General features: G+C 62.0%; 18 protein-coding genes. 14 read left to right on the top strand and 4 right to left on the bottom strand.

Annotated features, from left to right (window positions below; all coding sequences use genetic code 11):
• Positions 1-214 precede the first annotated feature (214 nt).
• The 4 genes from AAIS01_RS22675 (at position 215) to AAIS01_RS22660 (ending at position 3,737) form a co-directional block, all read left to right on the top strand.
• Positions 215-1,012: a hydroxymethylpyrimidine/phosphomethylpyrimidine kinase gene (locus AAIS01_RS22675; protein WP_343470802.1), complete on the top strand. Its 798-nt coding sequence runs from the start codon at positions 215-217 to the stop codon at positions 1,010-1,012.
• Positions 1,013-1,028: 16 nt separating this feature from the next.
• Positions 1,029-1,655 (top strand): thiamine phosphate synthase, encoded by a 627-nt coding sequence (thiE, locus tag AAIS01_RS22670; protein ID WP_343470801.1) that lies wholly within the window; start codon positions 1,029-1,031, stop codon positions 1,653-1,655.
• 25 nt (positions 1,656-1,680) lie between these two features.
• Entirely contained in the window at positions 1,681-2,964 is a 1,284-nt protein-coding gene (gene hemL / locus AAIS01_RS22665) for a glutamate-1-semialdehyde 2,1-aminomutase (protein ID WP_343470800.1), read from the top strand.
• Between the two features lie 218 nt (positions 2,965-3,182).
• Positions 3,183-3,737: a tetratricopeptide repeat protein gene (locus tag AAIS01_RS22660; RefSeq protein WP_343470859.1), complete on the top strand. Its 555-nt coding sequence runs from the start codon at positions 3,183-3,185 to the stop codon at positions 3,735-3,737.
• Between the two features lie 141 nt (positions 3,738-3,878).
• Here AAIS01_RS22660 and AAIS01_RS22655 read toward each other — a convergent pair whose 3' ends face one another.
• A complete protein-coding gene (locus AAIS01_RS22655) occupies positions 3,879-4,208 on the bottom strand; it encodes a DUF1820 family protein (protein ID WP_003185742.1) in 330 nt (109 codons plus the stop codon).
• A gap of 134 nt (positions 4,209-4,342) precedes the next feature.
• Between AAIS01_RS22655 and miaB the strand changes: the two genes are divergently transcribed.
• The 5 genes from miaB to lnt all read left to right on the top strand — a co-directional run bounded on the left by miaB (position 4,343) and on the right by lnt (position 9,771).
• A complete protein-coding gene (gene miaB, locus AAIS01_RS22650) occupies positions 4,343-5,671 on the top strand; it encodes a tRNA (N6-isopentenyl adenosine(37)-C2)-methylthiotransferase MiaB (protein WP_343470799.1) in 1,329 nt (442 codons plus the stop codon).
• A 207-nt stretch (positions 5,672-5,878) separates the two neighbouring features.
• On the top strand, positions 5,879-6,889 hold the full coding sequence (locus AAIS01_RS22645; protein WP_343470798.1) for a PhoH family protein: 1,011 nt from the start codon (positions 5,879-5,881) through the stop codon (positions 6,887-6,889).
• Positions 6,882-7,340 (top strand): rRNA maturation RNase YbeY, encoded by a 459-nt coding sequence (gene ybeY, locus AAIS01_RS22640; protein ID WP_047229507.1) that lies wholly within the window; start codon positions 6,882-6,884, stop codon positions 7,338-7,340. The genes AAIS01_RS22645 and ybeY overlap by 8 nt, the downstream gene beginning before the upstream one ends.
• Before the next feature lie 40 nt (positions 7,341-7,380).
• Positions 7,381-8,220 carry a CorC family transporter gene (locus AAIS01_RS22635; protein ID WP_025215634.1) on the top strand — a complete coding sequence of 280 codons (840 nt, stop codon included), beginning with the start codon at positions 7,381-7,383 and terminating at the stop codon, positions 8,218-8,220.
• A gap of 27 nt (positions 8,221-8,247) precedes the next feature.
• Positions 8,248-9,771, top strand: a complete 1,524-nt coding sequence (gene lnt, locus AAIS01_RS22630) for an apolipoprotein N-acyltransferase (RefSeq protein WP_343470797.1) — start codon at positions 8,248-8,250, stop codon at positions 9,769-9,771.
• A gap of 136 nt (positions 9,772-9,907) precedes the next feature.
• On the opposite strand, the gene AAIS01_RS22625 is transcribed toward lnt, so the two are convergent.
• Complete coding sequence (locus tag AAIS01_RS22625; RefSeq protein ID WP_343470796.1) at positions 9,908-10,669, bottom strand: YdcF family protein; 762 nt, start codon at positions 10,667-10,669, stop codon at positions 9,908-9,910.
• A 103-nt stretch (positions 10,670-10,772) separates the two neighbouring features.
• Complete coding sequence (locus tag AAIS01_RS22620; RefSeq protein WP_343470795.1) at positions 10,773-11,093, bottom strand: hypothetical protein; 321 nt, start codon at positions 11,091-11,093, stop codon at positions 10,773-10,775.
• Positions 11,094-11,386: 293 nt separating this feature from the next.
• Here AAIS01_RS22620 and leuS point away from each other — a divergent pair, with 293 nt between their 5' ends.
• The 5 genes from leuS (at position 11,387) to AAIS01_RS22595 (ending at position 17,502) form a co-directional block, all read left to right on the top strand.
• The gene (gene leuS, locus AAIS01_RS22615) at positions 11,387-13,993 is read left to right on the top strand and encodes a leucine--tRNA ligase (RefSeq protein WP_343470794.1); all 2,607 of its coding nucleotides are present in this window, start codon (positions 11,387-11,389) and stop codon (positions 13,991-13,993) included.
• Between the two features lie 88 nt (positions 13,994-14,081).
• Positions 14,082-14,687, top strand: coding sequence for an LPS-assembly lipoprotein LptE (locus AAIS01_RS22610; protein ID WP_343470793.1), 606 nt, complete (start codon positions 14,082-14,084; stop codon positions 14,685-14,687).
• Positions 14,688-14,726: 39 nt separating this feature from the next.
• Positions 14,727-15,764: a DNA polymerase III subunit delta gene (gene holA / locus AAIS01_RS22605; RefSeq protein ID WP_123415265.1), complete on the top strand. Its 1,038-nt coding sequence runs from the start codon at positions 14,727-14,729 to the stop codon at positions 15,762-15,764.
• A 177-nt stretch (positions 15,765-15,941) separates the two neighbouring features.
• Positions 15,942-16,106: an alternative ribosome rescue factor ArfA gene (gene arfA / locus AAIS01_RS22600; protein WP_047229500.1), complete on the top strand. Its 165-nt coding sequence runs from the start codon at positions 15,942-15,944 to the stop codon at positions 16,104-16,106.
• Between the two features lie 73 nt (positions 16,107-16,179).
• Entirely contained in the window at positions 16,180-17,502 is a 1,323-nt protein-coding gene (locus AAIS01_RS22595) for a lytic murein transglycosylase (RefSeq protein WP_343470792.1), read from the top strand.
• A 118-nt stretch (positions 17,503-17,620) separates the two neighbouring features.
• Here AAIS01_RS22595 and AAIS01_RS22590 read toward each other — a convergent pair whose 3' ends face one another.
• Positions 17,621-18,571: a S66 peptidase family protein gene (locus AAIS01_RS22590; RefSeq protein WP_343470791.1), complete on the bottom strand. Its 951-nt coding sequence runs from the start codon at positions 18,569-18,571 to the stop codon at positions 17,621-17,623.
• Positions 18,572-18,685: the final 114 nt, after the last annotated feature.

Below are 18,685 nucleotides of genomic sequence, written 5' to 3'. Positions count from 1 at the left end.
CTGGAGTCAGGCTCGGTTGTGGCGAGGGGATTTATCCCCGCTGGGCTGCGCAGCAGCCCCAGTAACTGTCGGCTCGGTATATCAGACAGTTTGAATGGGGGCGCTTCGCACCCCAGCGGGGATAAATCCCCTCGCCACAAATAAATCCTGCCTGTAGAGAGTCCCGTCACTACAGGCGCGCCCGACAAGGGGTTTGGTGGTAAGCTCGCGCACCATGAATATCTACAGCTCTCGCCCCGTTGTCCTCTGTCTCTCCGGCCACGACCCCAGTGGTGGCGCCGGTTTGCAGGCAGATATCGAAGCCCTGCTCGCCCAGGGTTGTCATGCCGCCCCGGCCGTTACCGCGTTGACCGTGCAAGACACGGTCAATGTGAGCGATTTCCGCGTGCTCGATCGGGAGTGGGTGCTGGCGCAAGCCAATGCCGTGCTCAACGATTCACAGGTGGCGGCGGTCAAGCTGGGGATGCTCGGTTCACTGGACATGGTCGACACGGTGGTCGAACTGCTGCAGGCGCACCCGCATTTACCCATGGTCTGCGACCCGGTGCTGCGTGCCGGTGGCGGCGGACGCTTGGGCAAGGATGAAGTCGGCTACGCCATGCGCGAACGCCTGTTGCCCCTGGCAATCATCGCCACCCCCAACCTGCCTGAAGCGCGCATCCTCGCCGAACTGCCCGAAGGCAGCGCCGATGAGTGCGCCGAAAAACTACTGCCCTTCGTCAAGCACCTGTTGATCACCGGTGGTCACGGCGACGAACATGAAGTCCACAATCGCCTGTACAGCCGCGATGGTCGCCGCGAAACCTTCACCTGCCAGCGCTTGCCCGGCAGCTACCATGGTTCCGGCTGCACCCTGGCCAGCGCCCTGGCCGGACGGCTGGCCCAGGGCGAACACCTGGCCAGCGCGGTCAAGACAGCACTGGATTACACCTGGCGTACCCTGCGCGATGCCGAACAGTTGGGCAAAGGCCAGTTCGTACCGCGGCGCCTGCCGCTGGATTTCTGCTCGTAGCTCCGGAGGCTGTGGAATGAAACTACGTGGCCTTTACGCCATCACCGATAGCCAACTGCTGGCCGGCAAATTCCTCGCGTATGTGCAAGCGGCACTGGAAGGTGGCGTCACCCTGCTGCAATACCGTGATAAAAGCAGCGACGAAGCCCGCCGTCTGCGCGAAGCCGAAGCGCTGCGAAATCTGTGCGAGCGCTACAAGACCCGGTTGATCATCAACGACGACGCCGAACTGGCCGCGCGCCTGGGCGTCGGCGTTCACCTGGGCCAGACCGATGGCCCGCTGGCGCCGGTACGGGCGCTGCTGGGGCGCGACGCAATCATCGGCTCCACCTGTCACTCCAGCCTGGAACTGGCCGAGCAGGCCGCCAGCGAGGGCGCCAGCTATGTCGCGTTCGGACGCTTCTTCAACTCCAACACCAAGCCCGGCGCACCCAGTGCAAACCTTGAACTGCTCGACCAGGCCCGGCTCAAACTGCATATACCGGTGTGCGCCATCGGCGGCATCACCCTGGACAACGCCGCCCCGCTGGTGGCTCACGGTGTCGACCTGCTGGCCGTGGTCCATGGCCTGTTCGGCGCCGACAGCCCCCTGGAAGTGACGCGCCGAGCCCGTGCCTTCAACGATCTGTTGCAGATCAAATAAATTTTTCGATTTCGAGAGCCCAACCATGTCCCGTTCCGAAACCCTGTTTGCCAACGCCCAGAAGCACATCCCCGGCGGCGTGAACTCCCCCGTTCGTGCGTTCAAGAGCGTGGGCGGCACCCCGCTGTTCTTCAAGCATGCCGAAGGCGCGTACGTGACGGACGAAGATGACAAGCGTTATGTGGACTACGTCGGTTCGTGGGGACCGATGATCCTCGGCCACAGCCATCCAGACGTGCTGGAAGCGGTGCGCAACCAGTTGCAGCATGGCCTGTCCTACGGTGCCCCGACCGCCATGGAAACCGAGATGGCCGACCTGGTCTGCTCGATCGTGCCATCAATGGAAATGGTGCGCATGGTCAGCTCCGGCACCGAGGCGACCATGAGTGCAATTCGCCTGGCGCGCGGCTACACCGGGCGCGACAGCATCATCAAGTTCGAAGGCTGCTATCACGGCCACTCCGACAGCCTGCTGGTCAAGGCCGGTTCCGGCGCACTCACCCAAGGCGTCCCGAGTTCGGCCGGCGTGCCCGCAGCGTTCGCCAAGCACACCCTGACCCTGCCGTTCAACGACCTCGAAGCAGTCGAGAAAATGCTCGCTGAAGTCGGCCAGGAAGTGGCGTGCATCATCGTTGAACCGGTGGCCGGCAACATGAACTGCGTACCGCCGGCGCCGGGTTTCCTCGAAGGCCTGCGCAGCCTGTGCGACCAGCACGGCGTCGTGTTGATTTTCGACGAAGTGATGACCGGTTTCCGCGTGGCCCTCGGCGGCGCCCAGGCCCATTACGGCGTGACACCGGACCTGAGCACCTTCGGCAAGATCATCGGCGGCGGCATGCCGGTCGGTTGCTTCGGTGGCAAGCGTGCCATCATGGAATGCATCGCGCCGCTGGGACCGGTCTATCAAGCCGGCACGTTGTCGGGCAATCCGCTGGCCATGGCCGCCGGCCTGACCACCCTGCGCCTGATCAGCCGTCCGGGCTTTCACGCCGAGCTGACCAACTACACCACCCGTCTGCTCGATGGTTTGCAGATTCGTGCCGACGCGGCGGGCATCCCGTTCGTGACCACCCAGGCCGGTGGCATGTTCGGCCTGTACTTCAGCGGGGCCGATGACATCGTGACCTTCGAAGAGGTGATGGCCAGCGACGCAGACCGCTTCAAGCGCTTCTTCCACCTGATGCTCGAGGGTGGCGTGTATCTGGCACCGAGCGCGTTCGAAGCCGGCTTTACCTCCATCGCCCATGGCGAAGCCGAGCTGAAAATCACCCTCGACGCCGCCGAACGGGCCTTCGCCGCGTTGAAGTAAGCCTGTGGATAACTGACGCCGGCTGACGCTGGCGTCAGTGATTGACGACAACCTCTTACCCCTTTTCCTACGTATTACCCCTCGAAGCTGCCGCTAGCGCTCCCTTGCAGCAGAAAAACGAGTAAAGACTTTGTAAGGATGGCCCTGCTTATTTCATAATGCGCGCTTATTGGATCCCCCGGAGGGTCCGCGTGCCCCTCAGAGGTAAGTCGATTCCCATGAACCGCACCGGCCGCACCCTTGCCCTGGGCTGCCTGTTGCTCCTTCAGCCGCTGCTGGCGAACGCACAAGCAGGCGGCAATTCGTTGTTGATCCCGGCGATGGGCCGTTGCACGCTCAACACCCAGCCACAAGATCTCGCACCGGCACTCGACGCCTGTCAAAAAGCGGCGGACGCGGGCGATGCCCAAGCGCAATACGAACTGGGCGAGTTCTACTACGAGGGCAAGGCTGCACCGCGCGACCTCAAACTGGCCCTCGGCTACTTCGAGCAAGCCTCATTGCAGGGCCATGCCCAGGCGCAATACAAGCTGGGCGGCATGTTCTTCCATGGCGAAGGCGTACCGGCCAACAACGTTCAGGCCTACATCGTCTTGAAGATGGCAGCGGTCAATGGCGCCGAAGAAGCCCTGGACACCGCCGACGAAGTCGCCGAACAGATGCCCCGCGACGAGCTGGAAGTCGCCACCCAGGTGCTGGGGCAGATCTTCCGCAAATACCTGATGGAATTGCAGAACGCCGACGGGCGCACGCCCTTCTCGCCGTTGCCCTGACTATTGCGTGGGTCTTACTGGCCCCTTCGCGAGCAAGCCCGCTCCCACATGGGATCTTCAGTGTTCACAAATAATGTGTTCACAGGAGATCCAGTGTGGGAGCGGGCTTGCTCGCGAATGAAGGCCACTCTGTCTTGAGTCTTACTTCTCAGGCATCGGCATCGGAAACGGCATGACATTGCCGACCGCGCCGCGGGCTTCGCTGATTTTCGGGGTGCCCAGGCGTTCGACCTCGTCGATACGCACGATCGAATGCATCGGCACAAAACTGCGCACCACGCCTTCGAACTGCGCCTTGAGCTTTTCTTCGCTCGGATCGACGACCACTTGCGTGCGCTCGCCAAAGACGAACTCTTCGACTTCCAGGAAGCCCCACAGATCACTTTGATAGATCTGCTTGGCGTACATTTCGAACACCTGGCCCTGGTTGAGGAAAATCACCTTGTAGATTGGAGCTTCACGTTTGGTCATGGCTGGCGAAACACATCGGCGGGTAAAAAATGAGGGCGCGAACTATAGCATAGCCACTGCTCGCACAGCGGTAGGAACCGGGTGACTTGTTCCCTATAATGCGCGGTTCTTTGAATCACGTGATGACTCCGTCCATGGCCAAGAAGCTTTACATCGAAACCCACGGTTGCCAGATGAACGAGTACGACAGCTCGCGCATGGTCGATCTGCTGGGTGAACACCAGGCCCTGGAAGTCACCGCCCGCGCTGAAGACGCCGACGTGATCCTGCTCAACACCTGTTCCATCCGCGAGCGCGCCCAGGACCGGGTGTACTCCCAGCTCGGCCGCTGGCGTGAACTGAAGCTGGCCAACCCGGAAATGGTCATCGCCGTGGGCGGTTGCGTGGCCAGTCAGGAAGGCGCCGCCATTCGTGACCGCGCGCCCTACGTCGACGTGGTCTTCGGCCCGCAGACTCTGCACCGCCTGCCGGAGATGATCGACGCCGCGCGTATCACCAAACTGCCGCAGGTGGACGTTTCGTTCCCGGAAATCGAAAAATTCGACCACCTGCCCGAACCCCGCATCGACGGCCCGAGCGCCTATGTGTCGGTGATGGAAGGTTGCAGCAAGTACTGCACGTTCTGTGTGGTGCCCTATACCCGTGGTGAAGAAGTCAGCCGTCCGTTCGACGACGTCATCGCCGAGATCATCCACCTGGCGGAAAATGGCGTGCGGGAAGTGACGCTGCTGGGGCAGAACGTCAACGGTTACCGCGGCCTGACCCATGACGGGCGCCTGGCGGACCTCGCCGAGCTGATCCGCGTGGTGGCAGCCGTGGATGGCATCGACCGCATCCGCTACACCACGTCGCACCCGCTGGAGTTCTCCGACAGCCTGATCCAGGCCCACGCCGAAGTGCCTGAGCTGGTCAAGCATCTGCACCTGCCGGTGCAATCGGGCTCCGACCGGATCCTGGCGGCCATGAAGCGCAACCACACGGCGCTGGAGTACAAGTCCAAGCTGCGCAAACTGCGGGCGGCGGTGCCTGGGATCTGCATCAGTTCGGACTTTATCGTGGGCTTCCCCGGCGAAACCGAGAAAGATTTCCAGCAGACCATGAAGCTGATCGAAGACGTGGGTTTCGATTTTTCCTATTCGTTCGTCTACAGCCAGCGCCCCGGCACCCCGGCGGCCGACCTGGCGGATGAGACCCCCGAAGAAGTTAAAAAAGAACGACTCAACGCCTTGCAACATCGCTTGAACCAGCAAGGTTTCGAGATCAGCCGACAAATGGTCGGCTCCGTCCAGCGGATTCTGGTGACCGATTACTCGAAAAAAGACCCGGGCGAATTGCAAGGGCGGACCGAAAACAACCGCATCGTCAACTTCCGCTGCGACACCCCGGCCCTGATCGGCCAGTTCGCCGACGTGCACATCGACGCCGCGCAACCGCACTCCCTGCGCGGCTCGCTGGTTCAGTAACCCGCCGATTCCCTGTGAAAACAGAACTTGTGGGAGCAAGGCTTGCCCGCGATACAGGCGCCTCAATTCTTGAGGGACCGAGGTGCATTCATCGCGGGCAAGCCTTGCTCCCACAAGATTGCTCGGTTTATTAAGAGCTTTCGCACCCAGCCTACTGGCGTTATCCTTGATTTCATCTTAATTGCCCCAGGGCGGCTAAAAACGACCTTGAACGCACCCATCGAACCACATCGTTTCATTCTCGAGCCCTTTGAGGCTCGCCGCTTCGCCAATCTGTGCGGGCAATTCGACGAGCATCTGCGCTTGATCGAACAGCGCCTGGCCATCGAGATCCGCAACCGCGGAAACCAATTCGAACTGATCGGCGAACCCAAGCACACCAGCTCCGCGGAAAACCTGCTGCGCCGTCTCTATCGGGAAACCAAGGGAAGCGAGTTGTCGCCGGACACCGTCCATCTGTTCCTGCAGGAGTCAGCCCTCGAAGAACTCGAGAACCACGCTCCGTCGGAACCTGCCGTGGCCCTGCGCACGAAAAAAGGCATGATTCGCCCGCGTGGCTTAAATCAGCAGCGCTACGTGAAGGAAATCCTGGGCAACGACATCAACTTCGGCATCGGTCCGGCCGGTACCGGCAAGACTTACCTGGCCGTGGCCTGCGCCGTCGATGCGCTGGAGCGCGAACAGGTGCGCCGCATCCTGCTGGTGCGCCCGGCGGTAGAAGCGGGGGAAAAACTCGGTTTCCTGCCCGGCGATCTGGCCCAGAAAATCGACCCGTACCTGCGTCCGCTCTATGACGCACTGTACGAAATGCTCGGTTTCGAATACGTCGCCAAGCTGATCGAACGCCAGGTCATCGAGGTTGCGCCGTTGGCCTACATGCGTGGCCGTACGCTGAACAACAGCTTCATCATCCTCGACGAAAGCCAGAACACCACGGTCGAGCAGATGAAAATGTTCCTGACCCGGATCGGCTTCGGCTCCACTGCGGTGATCACCGGGGACATCACCCAGGTCGACCTGCCCCGTGGCACCAAGTCCGGGCTGAACCATGTGATCCAGGTGCTCAAGGACGTGCCGGGCATCAGTTTCACGCATTTCATGCCCAAGGACGTCGTGCGCCATCCATTGGTACAGCGCATCGTCGAAGCCTACGAGCGCTTCGAGAATCTTCAGGACGAGCGGGCGACCGCAGACAAGGGCAATCGCCACGATGCTTGAACTTGATCTGCAACTGGCCAGCGAACGCCCCGCCCCCAGCGAGGCTCAGTTGCGTCAATGGTGCGAGCTGGCCCTGCGCCAGCGCAGCGCCGACTCGGAACTGACCATCCGCCTGGTAGACGAGCCCGAAGGCCGCGAGCTGAACCACACCTGGCGGCAGAAAGACTACGCCACCAACGTGTTGTCGTTCCCCGCCGACGTGCCCGACGAACTGCTCGACATTCCGCTGCTGGGCGATCTGGTGATCTGCATCCCGGTGGTGGAGCGCGAAGCTGCCGAACAAGGCAAAACCGCTGAGGCCCACTGGGCCCATCTGGTGATTCACGGCTGCTTGCATCTACTGGGTTACGACCATATAGAAGATGACGAAGCCGAGGAAATGGAATCGCTGGAACGAACGTTGCTTGCAGAGCTGGGTCACCCCGACCCCTACGCCGGCGACGAACACTGATACATCAACCTGTAACGACAAAGGATTCAGAGTAATCGCTATGAGCGAAGATCGATCGAGCAACGGGCAGAAGTCATGGCTGGGCAAGCTCACCCAGGCTTTTGCCCATGAGCCGAAAAACCGCCAGGAGCTGCTGGAGCTGCTGCGCGATGCACACCAGAACAAACTGCTGGACAGCGAAGCGCTGGCCATCGTCGAAGGCGCCATCCAGGTCGCTGACCTGCAGGTGCGGGACATCATGGTCCCGCGCTCGCAGATGGTCAGCATCAAGGCGACCCAGACACCTCGCGAATTCCTGCCCGCCGTGGTCGATTCCGCTCACTCGCGCTACCCGGTCGTCGGCGAGAGCCATGACGACGTCATGGGCGTACTGCTGGCCAAGGATCTGCTGCCGCTGATCCTTCAGGAGAACGGCGACAGCTTCAACATCAAGGACTTGCTGCGCCCGGCCACCTTCGTGCCCGAGTCCAAGCGCCTGAACGTGCTGCTGCGTGAATTCCGCGCCAATCACAACCACATGGCCATCGTCATCGACGAATACGGCGGCGTGGCCGGGCTGGTCACCATCGAAGACGTGCTTGAGCAGATCGTCGGCGACATCGAAGACGAGCACGACGTCGAAGAAGACAGCTACATCAAGCCGCTGCCCAGCGGCGACTTCCTGATCAAGGCGCTGACGCCGATCGAGAACTTCAACGAGTTCTTCGACAGTCAGTTCTCCGACGATGAGTTCGACACCGTCGGCGGCCTGGTGATGAGTGCTTTCGGGCACCTGCCCAAGCGCAATGAAACCACGGAAATCGGCTCCTGGCGCTTTCGCATCCTGAACGCCGACAGCCGTCGGATTCACTTGCTGCGCCTGTCACCCATTGCCCGATAAACCCTGCGAGCCCCGCTAAGGACACACATGCGCTGGATAACCCGCCCCGGCTGGCCCGGTAACCTGCTGGCCATGGCGGCTGGCGCGATCACCACCCTGGCCTTGGCGCCGTTTGACATCTGGCCGCTGGCACTGCTGGCGGTCGGGCTGTTCTATGCGGGCCTGCGCGAGCTTTCGCCGCGTCAGGCCATCGGCCGTGGCTGGTGTTTCGGTTTCGGCCTGTTTGGCGCCGGCACCAGCTGGATCTACGTCAGCATTCACAACTTCGGCGGCGCCTCGGTGCTGCTCGCCGGTTTCTTGATGCTGCTGTTCATCGCCGCCATTGCCTGGTTTTTCGCCCTGCCCGCCTGGCTCTGGGCGCGGTGGCTGAGGCGTAACGAAGCCCCGCTGGCCGACGCGTTGGCCTTCGCCGCCCTGTGGCTGGGCCAGGAAGCCTTTCGCGGCTGGTTCCTCACCGGGTTCCCGTGGCTGTATTCCGGGTACAGCCAACTTGACGGTCCGTTGGCCGGCCTCGCGCCGCTGGGCGGGATGTGGCTGATGTCCTTCACCCTGGCCCTGACCGCCGCGCTGCTGTACAACGCGCCACGGTTGATCCGCGCCGGGCGCAAAGGCTTTATCGCAGCGGGCGCGGTCCTGCTGATCGGCCCATGGGCCGCCGGCATGGCACTCAAAGACCATGCCTGGACCAGCCCTTCGGGTGATCCGCTGAGCGTCGCGGCGATTCAGGGCAACATCGAACAAAGCATGAAATGGGACCCGGACCAGCTCAACGCGCAACTGGCGTTGTACCGCGACATGAGTTTTGCCTCCAAACGGGTCGACTTGTTGATCTGGCCGGAAACAGCCGTGCCGGTGCTCAAGGAATCGGCCCAGGGCTACCTGGACATGATGGGCACCTTCGCCGCCGAGCGAAATTCGGCGCTGATTACCGGCGTGCCGATTCGCCAGGTGGTGCATCAACAGAAGCGTTATTTCAACGGCATCACCGTGACCGGCGAAGGTGACGGCACTTACCTGAAGCAAAAACTCGTGCCATTTGGTGAATACGTGCCGTTGCAGGACATTCTGCGTGGCCTGATCGCGTTCTTCGACCTGCCCATGTCGGACTTTGCCCGCGGCCCGGCCGACCAGCCGTTGCTGCAAGCCAAGGGTTACCAGATCGCGCCGTTCATCTGTTATGAAGTGGTCTACCCGGAGTTCGCCGCCGGCCTCTCGGCGCGCAGCGACCTGCTGCTGACCATCAGCAACGACACCTGGTTCGGCACCTCGATCGGTCCATTGCAACACCTGCAAATGGCTCAGATGCGCGCCCTGGAAGCCGGTCGCTGGATGATCCGCTCCACCAACAACGGCGTCACCGGCCTGATCAACCCCTTCGGCCAGATCACCGCACAGATCCCGCAATTCGAGCGTGGCATCCTGTACGGCGAAGTGGTGCCGATGCACGGCTTGACGCCATACCTGCAATGGCGCTCGTGGCCGCTGATCATTTTATGCGTGTTGCTGCTGGGCTGGGCGTTGATGGCGGGACGGATGGCCAAGACGGTTTGATCCCGCTGCGGGGTCAACGAATTTCCTGTGGGAGCAAGGCTTGCCCGCGATGCAGGCACCCTGTTCCCAAGGCAGGACCGCGTCGATTTCATCGCGGGCAAGCCTTACCCCCACAGAGATTACCGCCCCCAAATACTCAACGATAGAACAACCTATACCCCACCTGCCCCACCGCCTCGTTCATCAACTGCCCGGACTGCCAGATCGACTTGAACTCCGGCATCCAGCCGCCCAGCGGGCGGGCATTGTCCTGCCCCAGAAAACCCATCGGTGCAGGGACCACTTCAAACCCCGAGCGCTCGAAACTCCACACTGCCCGTGGCATGTGCGACGCATGAGTCACAACCACGACCCGCCTGATGCCCTGCGGCAGCAACACCTCGGCGCTCATCCGGGCGTTTTCCCAGGTCGTGCGGCTGCGCCCTTCCTGCCAGCGCACCGCGACACCAAAATCATCGAGCATCGAATCGGCCATCACTTTCGCTTCACTCGGTGGGGAGCCATAGTGCAAGCCGCCGCTGGTCAGCACCGGCAATCCCGATGCCTTGGCCAGTCGCGCCGCATAGCGCTGGCGCTCCAGACCGATGCCGGTGGGTTGGTCGGTGCCCCAGGCCAAGTCACCGCGATCGCGGCCCGAACCGAGCACCACGATGGCATCGGCACGTTGCGCCAGCGTCACCCATTCGCTGCGAGGCAGCGGCGGCTCACGCTCCAACGCCTTAGCGCTCCATTGCACCACCACAGGCAAACTCATCAGCCAGAAACCGCCCACTCCAGCAATGAAACACAGGCGAGCCAGGCGCGGCCGGGAGTTGCGCCACCACCAGGCAAGCACCAACAGCAGCAAAAGAATGCCGGGCGGCAATAAAAGTTGTTTGATGAAATAGCGAAACGGCATCGGGCATCTCCATAGATGCCCGAAGCCTAGGTGGGTTGACGCAAAGCGACAACAGATTCGAAACAACCTTGAATCAAAAAAAGCGACACGCGTGAATCCGGCTTTACTTGAACTGCAGTGACCGGACTTTTACAGCATCCCTGGTGGGCGTCCGATCCTTGAGCCATACAACCTTGGCCGAACGGGGTGTATCGAGGCGCTTGAGTAGCTGGGCCCCACTTGTGGGGGGTTGATGCCCGACCTGCTCAAGGTAAGCCTCGACCAGTTCGAATTCTGCGGGGGTCAAGCCACGCAGTTCCAGCTCTGCCGGGCGTTCATCGCGCAAGCGACCGGCGGTTCTTGCAGCGTCCAGGGCCATCCCGAGACGATCGATCAGTTTTTCGTACAACTCAGGTGTAGTTACTTTTCGCTGTGATTCAACCATCCCTCACCTCATTGAAGATAAGACTCACTCCCCATTGAGAAGCTTAGCTTCGCTGGGCAAACCGGCAGGGCGCCGCGACCAACGGCCCTGAACAGCGACCATCACCGGGTATCGACAATGCCCCGGCACGCAATCAGGGTTTCCCTCGGCAGAGCACGGTCATGTATGCTACGGCGCTTCCTGTAACTCCACTTCCAGCTCGGCTGGGCATCGAAAACGCCGCATCAGGCGTCGTCTGCGTCCAGCATGGCATCGAAGAGGATTGGGCCACCCCATTCAGTACAAAAGTAGCCATGCACGAACACTATCAGCCCCGTGAAATCGAAGCCGCCGCCCAGTCGTTCTGGGACGAGCAAAAGTCCTTTGAAGTCAGTGAACAGCCAGGCAAGGAGACTTACTACTGCCTGTCGATGTTCCCTTACCCCAGCGGCAAGCTACACATGGGGCACGTGCGCAACTACACCATTGGCGATGTGATCTCCCGCTACCAGCGCATGCAAGGCAAGAATGTCCTGCAACCCATGGGTTGGGACGCTTTCGGCATGCCGGCGGAAAACGCCGCGATGAAAAACAACGTGGCCCCCGCCAAGTGGACCTACGAAAACATCGCCTACATGAAAACCCAGCTGCGCAGCCTGGGCCTCGCGGTGGACTGGTCCCGCGAGGTCACCACCTGCAAGCCCGATTACTACCGCTGGGAACAATGGCTGTTCACCCGTCTGTTCGAAAAAGGCGTGATCTACCGCAAAAACGGCACCGTGAACTGGGACCCGGTGGACCAGACCGTCCTGGCCAACGAGCAGGTGATCGACGGTCGTGGCTGGCGCTCCGGCGCGCTGATCGAAAAGCGCGAAATCCCGATGTACTACTTCAAGATCACCGCCTACGCGGATGAACTGCTGGAGAGTCTCGACGAGCTGACCGGCTGGCCTGAGCAGGTCAAGACCATGCAGCGCAACTGGATCGGCAAGTCCCGGGGCATGGAAGTGCAGTTCCCCTACGACGTCGCCTCCATTGGCGAAGCGGGCAGCCTGAAAGTCTTCACCACCCGTCCGGACACCCTGATGGGCGCCACGTACGTGGCCGTGGCCGCCGAGCACCCGCTGGCGACCCTGGCAGCCCGCAACAATCCCGAGCTGCAGGCGTTCATTGCCGAATGCAAAGGTGGCAGCGTCGCTGAAGCCGATGTCGCCACTCAAGAGAAGAAAGGCCTGCCGACCTCGCTGTTCGTCGAGCATCCACTCACCGGCGAAAAACTCCCGGTGTGGGTCGCCAACTATGTGCTGATGCACTACGGCGACGGCGCCGTCATGGCTGTTCCGGCCCACGACGAGCGCGATTTCGAGTTCGCCCACAAGTACAACCTGCCGATCAAGCCCGTGGTGCGTACCAGCGCCGGTGACCAGACCCCGGCGCCATGGCAGGACGCTTATGGCGAACACGGCGAACTGATCAATTCCGGCGCGTTCGACGGCCTCGACTTTCCCGGCGCGTTCGACGCCATCGAAGTGGCCCTGATCAAGAAGAACCTTGGTGCTTCCCGCACCCAGTTCCGCCTGCGCGACTGGGGCATCAGCCGCCAACGCTACTGGGGCTGCCCGATTCCGATCGTGCATTGCGATACTTGCGGTGACGTACCGGTGCCGGAAGATCAACTGCCCGTGGTCCTGCCCGAAGACGTGGTACCCGACGGCGCCGGCTCGCCCCTGGCGCGCATGCCCGAGTTCTACGAGTGCAGTTGCCCGAAATGCGGCGCACCGGCCCGGCGTGAAACCGACACCATGGACACGTTCGTCGAGTCCTCGTGGTACTACGCCCGCTACGCCTCGCCGCACTATGAAGGCGGCCTGGTGGAAAAATCCGCGGCTGACCACTGGTTGCCGGTGGACCAGTATATCGGCGGCATCGAACACGCCATTCTCCACCTGCTCTACGCGCGTTTCTTCCACAAGCTGATGCGTGACGAAGGCCTGGTGAGCTCCAACGAGCCGTTCAAGAACCTGCTGACCCAAGGCATGGTAATCGCCGAGACGTACTATCGTCGCGAAGCCAACGGTGCCTACACCTGGTACAACCCGGCCGACGTCGAACTCGAACGCGACAGCAAAGCCAAGGTCATCAGCGCCAAACTGATCGCAGACGGCCTGCCGGTGGAAATCGGCGGCACCGAGAAGATGGCCAAGTCGAAGAACAACGGCGTCGACCCGCAGTCGATGATCGACCAGTTCGGCGCCGACACCTGCCGCCTGTTCATGATGTTCGCCTCGCCACCCGACATGAGCGCCGAATGGTCCGACTCCGGCGTCGAGGGTTCGCACCGCTTCCTCAAGCGCGTCTGGCGTCTGGCTCAAGCCCACGTCACTCAGGGCCTGCCGGGCAAACTGGACGTCGCCGGCCTGAACGACGAGCAGAAAGCCGTTCGCCGTTCGATCCACCTGGCCATCAAGCAGGCCAGCCATGACGTCGGCCAGAACCACAAATTCAACACCGCCATCGCCCAGGTGATGACGCTGATGAATGTCCTGGAAAAAGCCGCGCAAGGCACCGAACAGGATCGCGCACTGGTTCACGAAGGCCTGGAAGCCGTGACGCTGCTGCTGGCTCCGATCACGCCGCACATCAGCCACGAGCTGTGGAATCGCCTGGGCCACGCTGACCCGGTGATTGACGCCCGCTGGCCGGTGGTGGACGAAACCGCGCTGGTGCAGGACAGCCTGACCCTGGTCATCCAGGTCAACGGCAAGCTGCGTGGCCAGATCGAAATGCCGGCCGCCGCCACTCGCGAAGAAATCGAAGCCGCCGCACGGGCCAATGAAAACGTATTGCGCTTCGTCGATGGCCTGACGATTCGCAAGGTGATCGTCGTGCCCGGCAAACTGGTCAACATCGTCGCAAGCTAATTGGATCGGGCGCCGGCTTGGGCCGGGCGCCGAATATAACCTGCGGGGCCGCACTGTCGAGCCATAGGGTTTCAAGGGGAGCAACAAGATGATCAAACGTAATCTGCTGGTAATGGGCCTGGCGGTCCTGTTGAGCGCCTGCGGCTTCCAGCTGCGCGGCACCGGCACCACCGAGCTGGCCATCACGGAGCTGGACCTCAGCGCCCGGGACGCTTATGGCGAGACCGTGAAGATGCTGCGCGACACGCTGGAGAACAGCGGCGTGAAGATCTACAACGGCGCGCCGTACAAACTGGTGCTGACCAGCGAACAGCAAAGCCAGCGCAGCCTGAGTTACGCCGGTGCCGGTCGCTCGGCCGAGTATGAACTCAATAACGTCCTGAGCTATGAGATCCGCGGCCAGAACAACCTGGTGCTGCTGGACGACAAACTGCAAGTGCAGAAGGTCTACCTGCACGATGGCAACAACATCACCGGTTCCGACCAGGAGTCGAGCGAAGTGCGTGGCGAAATGCGTCGTGACCTCGTGCAACGCATGATGCTGCGCCTGCAACAACTGAGCCCGGCCCAACTGGACCAGTTGCAGCAGACCGCCGACGCCCGCGCCAAGGCAGAAGCCGAGGCACTGGAAGCGGCGCGCAAGGCTGAGGCGGAAACCCCGCAACAGTCGCCGATGCAAATCCCGTCTGAATAAGCCTTGCGGGGCGCTCCGGCGCCCCGCTCGCCTTCTCTTATGAAGCTCGCTCCCGCCCAACTCGGTAAACACCTGCAAGGCGCACTCGCGCCGGTCTACATCATCAGTGGCGATGATCCGCTGCTGTGCCAGGAAGCCGCCGACGCCATCCGCTCCGCCGCCCGTCAACAAGGCTTCGACGAACGCCAGGTGTTCGCCGCCGACGCCAGTTTCGACTGGGGCACGCTGCTGCAGGCGGGGGCGAGCATGTCGCTGTTTGCGGAAAAACGCCTGCTGGAGCTGCGCTTGCCGTCTGGCAAACCCGGTGACAAAGGCGCCGCCGCGCTGATCGAATATTGCTCACGGCCGGCCGAAGACACAGTGTTGCTCATCAGCCTGCCCAAACTCGATGGCAGCGCGCAGAAAACCAAATGGGGCAAGGCCCTGGTCGAAGGTCAGCAGACCCAGTTCGTACAGATCTGGCCGGTGGACGTCAGCCAGTTGCCCAGCTGGATCCGCCAGCGTCTGTCCCAGGCCGGCCTCTCAGCCAGCCAGGATGCGGTGGAACTGATCGCCGCCCGGGTCGAAGGCAACCTGCTGGCCGCCGCTCAGGAAATCGAAAAGCTCAAGCTGATGGCCGAGGGTGGGCAGATCACCGTGGAAACGGTACAGGCCGCCGTGGCCGACAGTGCGCGTTTTGATGTGTTCGGGCTGACCGATGCGATCCTCAACGGTGAAGCCGCCCACGCCTTGCGCATGCTCGAAGGCCTGCGGGGCGAAGGCGTCGAGCCTCCGGTGATCCTCTGGGCCCTGGCCCGGGAACTGCGCCTGCTGGCTAACCTGTCGCTGCAATACAGCCAGGGCGTGCCGCTGGACAAGGCTTTCAGCCAGGCCCGACCGCCGGTGTGGGACAAGCGCAAGCCGCTGATGAGCAAGGCCCTGCAACGCTATTCGGCACCGCGCTGGGCGCAACTGCTGCTCGAAGCCCAGCGCATCGATGCGCAGATCAAAGGTCAGGCGGCGGGGTCGCCGTGGATGAGCCTGAGCCGCTTGTCGCTGTTGATGGCCGGTCAGCGGCTGACTCTGCCAGCAGAATAAAAGATCGCAGCCTTCGGCAGCTCCTACAGAGGTATGCATTTCATTGTAGGAGCTGTCGAAGGCTGCGAGCCTTTCCGCTCTTGATCCTACACATATCACCTCCATTTACCCTATGGACAGCTCCCTCAGTCTGCCCCATGATTTGCCCCGCAAAATCACCCCATGAGAGAACCCATCATGAGCAAAAAGCCATCCAAGCATGGCCCCAACAAGGCCAAATCCATCATCGCCCAGCCCCTGTTCCGCAGCCGCCAGGAACGACCCGCCAAGGGCAAAGGCAGCTACCGCCGCGAAGCCTTCCAGTCTGACAACTGGGAGGCTTCTTGCTTTGTGGCGGCTTGAAACACCGGGACCAGCCCTATTCTCCTTTGCGCATGATAAGGTCAGCATCTGATTTGTTTATCTGGACCCGTGCATGCCCTTTTGTCTTTCCCGTCGTTGGCCCCTGCGCCAATTGATTGCAGCCACAAGCGTCGTTCTGCTTGTCGCCTGCGCAGAAAAACCTACCGCCGCCGACGCCCAACCGCTCAAGACCGTCCCTGCCGTGCCTGCTCCGGCCATCGTACCGCCGGTGGTTCCGACCGGTGACAACCTGGTCATCGCACCCACGCAAACTTTTGCCGAATGGCAAGCCGGTTTTCGCAAGCAAGCCCTGGCCGCCGGGATCCGTGCCGACCTGTTTGATCGCGCGTTCATCGGCGTCAGCCCGGACATGAGCGTCATCAAGGCCGACCGCAGCCAGCCCGAATTCAGCCGTCCGGTGTGGGAATACCTCGATGGCGCCCTGTCGCCACTGCGAGTACGCCGGGGCCAGACGCTGCTCCAACAGCATGTCGACATCCTGCAAAGCATCGAGCAGCGCTATGGCGTGGATCGGCAGTTCCTGGTGTCGGTATGGGGCATGGAAAGCAATTTCGGTCAGTTCCAGGGCACCAAGTCGGTGATCAACTCCCTGGCGACCCTGGCCTACGAAGGTCGGCGTCCGGGGTTTGCCCATGCGCAGTTGATCGCCGCGCTGCAGATCCTGCAGCAGGGTGACATCGCTCCGGAAAAAATGCTGGGTTCCTGGGCCGGCGCCATGGGCCAGACCCAGTTCATTCCCACCACGTACAACACCCACGCGGTGGACTTCGATGGTGACGGCCGCCGCGATATCTGGGGCAGCGCCACCGATGCCCTGGCCTCGACCGCGCACTACCTGCAAAGCTCTGGCTGGCAGCGCGGGCAGCCGTGGGGCTTCGAGGTACGACTCAAAGAAGGGTTCGACTATCCGCTGGCCGATGGCGCGATCCGCAAACCCGTCTCCGAATGGCTGCAACTGGGCGTCAGCCTGCCCAACGGCAGCCAGGTCCCAGCTGGTGCCGAACACTTGTCGGCGGCCCTGCTGCTGCCGGCCGGCTACCGCGGGCCGGCTTTCCTGGTGCTCGACAACTTCCGCGCCATCCTCAAGTACAACAATTCCTCGTCGTACGCCTTGGCGGTCAGCCTGCTGTCAGAGCGCTTCGCGGGCGCGGGGCTGATCAACGGGCAATGGCCAAAGGACGATCTGCCCTTGAGCCGTAGCGAGCGCTTCGAACTGCAGACCTTGCTGGGCAAACACAACTTCGACGCAGGCACGCCCGACGGCATCATCGGCGCCAACACCCGCAAGGCCATACGCAGCGCCCAGCAGTCGTTCGGCTGGCCAGCGGATGGGTATCCGACGCACAAGCTGCTGGAAGGGTTGCGTAACCGCTAGATTGCCTTATGGCCGCTGCCCTCATCGCGAGCAGGCTCGCTCCCACACTGGACCGTGTTTTGAAGTCAACTGTGGGAGCGAGCCTGCTCGCGATGAGGGACTATCAGACGACGAGCGCTTAGCGGCTAACCACCACATCCTGCTCCAGCACCAATCTCTTCTCCCCGGCATCCAGCGTCACCAGCGCGCCCATGGGCAACGTCAGGTTCGGATCGCAGTGCCCACTGCGCCAGCCGGACAGTACCGGGATGCCAAACGGCTCGAAGGTCTGCTTGAACAGTTTGTTCAACGCCTCGACATCCACCCCAGCGATATCCCCCACCAAGACACCCCGCAGCTTTGCCAGGGTGCCGGCCAGCCGTAACTGGGTCAGCAGCCGGTCGATGCGGTAAAGCGGCTCGTTGATGTCTTCAACCAGCAGGATTACGCCTTCGGCCTCGATTTCGTAGGGCGTGGCCATGGTCGCGGCAATCATCGACAGATTGCCTCCCAGCAAACGCCCGTAGGCGATGCCGGGCGCAACGGTGGTCAACGGATAAGCCGCGGGATGGCTCAGCACACTGCCGGCCATCAACTGCCCACGCAGCTGGCTGAAAAAAGACGTGACGGTTAATGGATCCTTGTCGCCCAGAAGATCGGCGTTGAGCAACGGGCCGTGGAAGGTGACGAAGCCCGCGTAACGGCTGATGGCCAGGTGTAGGGCAGTGATGTCGCTGTAGCCGACGAAGGGCTTGGGGTTGCGCCTTAGAAGTTCGAAATCGATGCGGTCCAGCAGGCGCGGTGTGCCGTAGCCACCGCGCAGGCAGATGATCGTTTTTACTTCTGGGTCGGCGAAGGAGGCGTGCAGGTCGTTGAGGCGTGTCTCGTCGCTGCCGGCGAGGTAGCCATTCTTTTCGTAGACTCCGGGGAAGATCCGCAGCTCATGGCCTCGGGCGCGCATCCATTGGATGGCTTTTTCCGTGTCCAGGGGGGCGGGACCGGCGGGGGCGATCACGGCGATCAGACCCTGGGATGGGAGTGCTGGGACGGGGTGATGTGGGGTTAGAGTGTGGGTGGGTCGAGCGGTCATCCGTGGGTCTCCCGGTTTGAAACTTGCTTGCGTGTGTATATCCGTTGCTGCGGTAACGGCTACTTATGGTTCCGCTCTTACAGCGGGTCACTTTTGGAAAAGCCGGGTGCCGGA

It is taken from the genome of Pseudomonas halotolerans, assembly GCF_039581215.1.
Lineage (GTDB): Bacteria > Pseudomonadota > Gammaproteobacteria > Pseudomonadales > Pseudomonadaceae > Aquipseudomonas > Aquipseudomonas tehranensis.
The sequence above is the reverse complement of the archived record's forward strand: the minus strand, read 5'-3'. Positions and strand labels throughout refer to the sequence as shown.

What these genes read in the sequence shown, in the direction of transcription:
- AAIS01_RS22595 (WP_343470792.1), top strand. Translation starts at nt 16,180, where the DNA reads ATGCCCTTTTGTCTTTCCCGTCGTTGGCCCCTGCGCCAATTGATTGCA.
- AAIS01_RS22610 (WP_343470793.1), top strand. Translation starts at nt 14,082, where the DNA reads ATGATCAAACGTAATCTGCTGGTAATGGGCCTGGCGGTCCTGTTGAGC.
- AAIS01_RS22660 (WP_343470859.1), top strand. Translation starts at nt 3,183, where the DNA reads ATGAACCGCACCGGCCGCACCCTTGCCCTGGGCTGCCTGTTGCTCCTT.
- AAIS01_RS22635 (WP_025215634.1), top strand. Translation starts at nt 7,381, where the DNA reads ATGAGCGAAGATCGATCGAGCAACGGGCAGAAGTCATGGCTGGGCAAG.
- AAIS01_RS22655 (WP_003185742.1), bottom strand. Translation starts at nt 4,208, where the DNA reads ATGACCAAACGTGAAGCTCCAATCTACAAGGTGATTTTCCTCAACCAG.
- AAIS01_RS22590 (WP_343470791.1), bottom strand. Translation starts at nt 18,571, where the DNA reads ATGACCGCTCGACCCACCCACACTCTAACCCCACATCACCCCGTCCCA.
- arfA (WP_047229500.1), top strand. Translation starts at nt 15,942, where the DNA reads ATGAGCAAAAAGCCATCCAAGCATGGCCCCAACAAGGCCAAATCCATC.
- AAIS01_RS22675 (WP_343470802.1), top strand. Translation starts at nt 215, where the DNA reads ATGAATATCTACAGCTCTCGCCCCGTTGTCCTCTGTCTCTCCGGCCAC.
- lnt (WP_343470797.1), top strand. Translation starts at nt 8,248, where the DNA reads ATGCGCTGGATAACCCGCCCCGGCTGGCCCGGTAACCTGCTGGCCATG.
- thiE (WP_343470801.1), top strand. Translation starts at nt 1,029, where the DNA reads ATGAAACTACGTGGCCTTTACGCCATCACCGATAGCCAACTGCTGGCC.
- holA (WP_123415265.1), top strand. Translation starts at nt 14,727, where the DNA reads ATGAAGCTCGCTCCCGCCCAACTCGGTAAACACCTGCAAGGCGCACTC.
- AAIS01_RS22625 (WP_343470796.1), bottom strand. Translation starts at nt 10,669, where the DNA reads ATGCCGTTTCGCTATTTCATCAAACAACTTTTATTGCCGCCCGGCATT.
- ybeY (WP_047229507.1), top strand. Translation starts at nt 6,882, where the DNA reads ATGCTTGAACTTGATCTGCAACTGGCCAGCGAACGCCCCGCCCCCAGC.
- leuS (WP_343470794.1), top strand. Translation starts at nt 11,387, where the DNA reads ATGCACGAACACTATCAGCCCCGTGAAATCGAAGCCGCCGCCCAGTCG.
- miaB (WP_343470799.1), top strand. Translation starts at nt 4,343, where the DNA reads ATGGCCAAGAAGCTTTACATCGAAACCCACGGTTGCCAGATGAACGAG.
- hemL (WP_343470800.1), top strand. Translation starts at nt 1,681, where the DNA reads ATGTCCCGTTCCGAAACCCTGTTTGCCAACGCCCAGAAGCACATCCCC.
- AAIS01_RS22620 (WP_343470795.1), bottom strand. Translation starts at nt 11,093, where the DNA reads ATGGTTGAATCACAGCGAAAAGTAACTACACCTGAGTTGTACGAAAAA.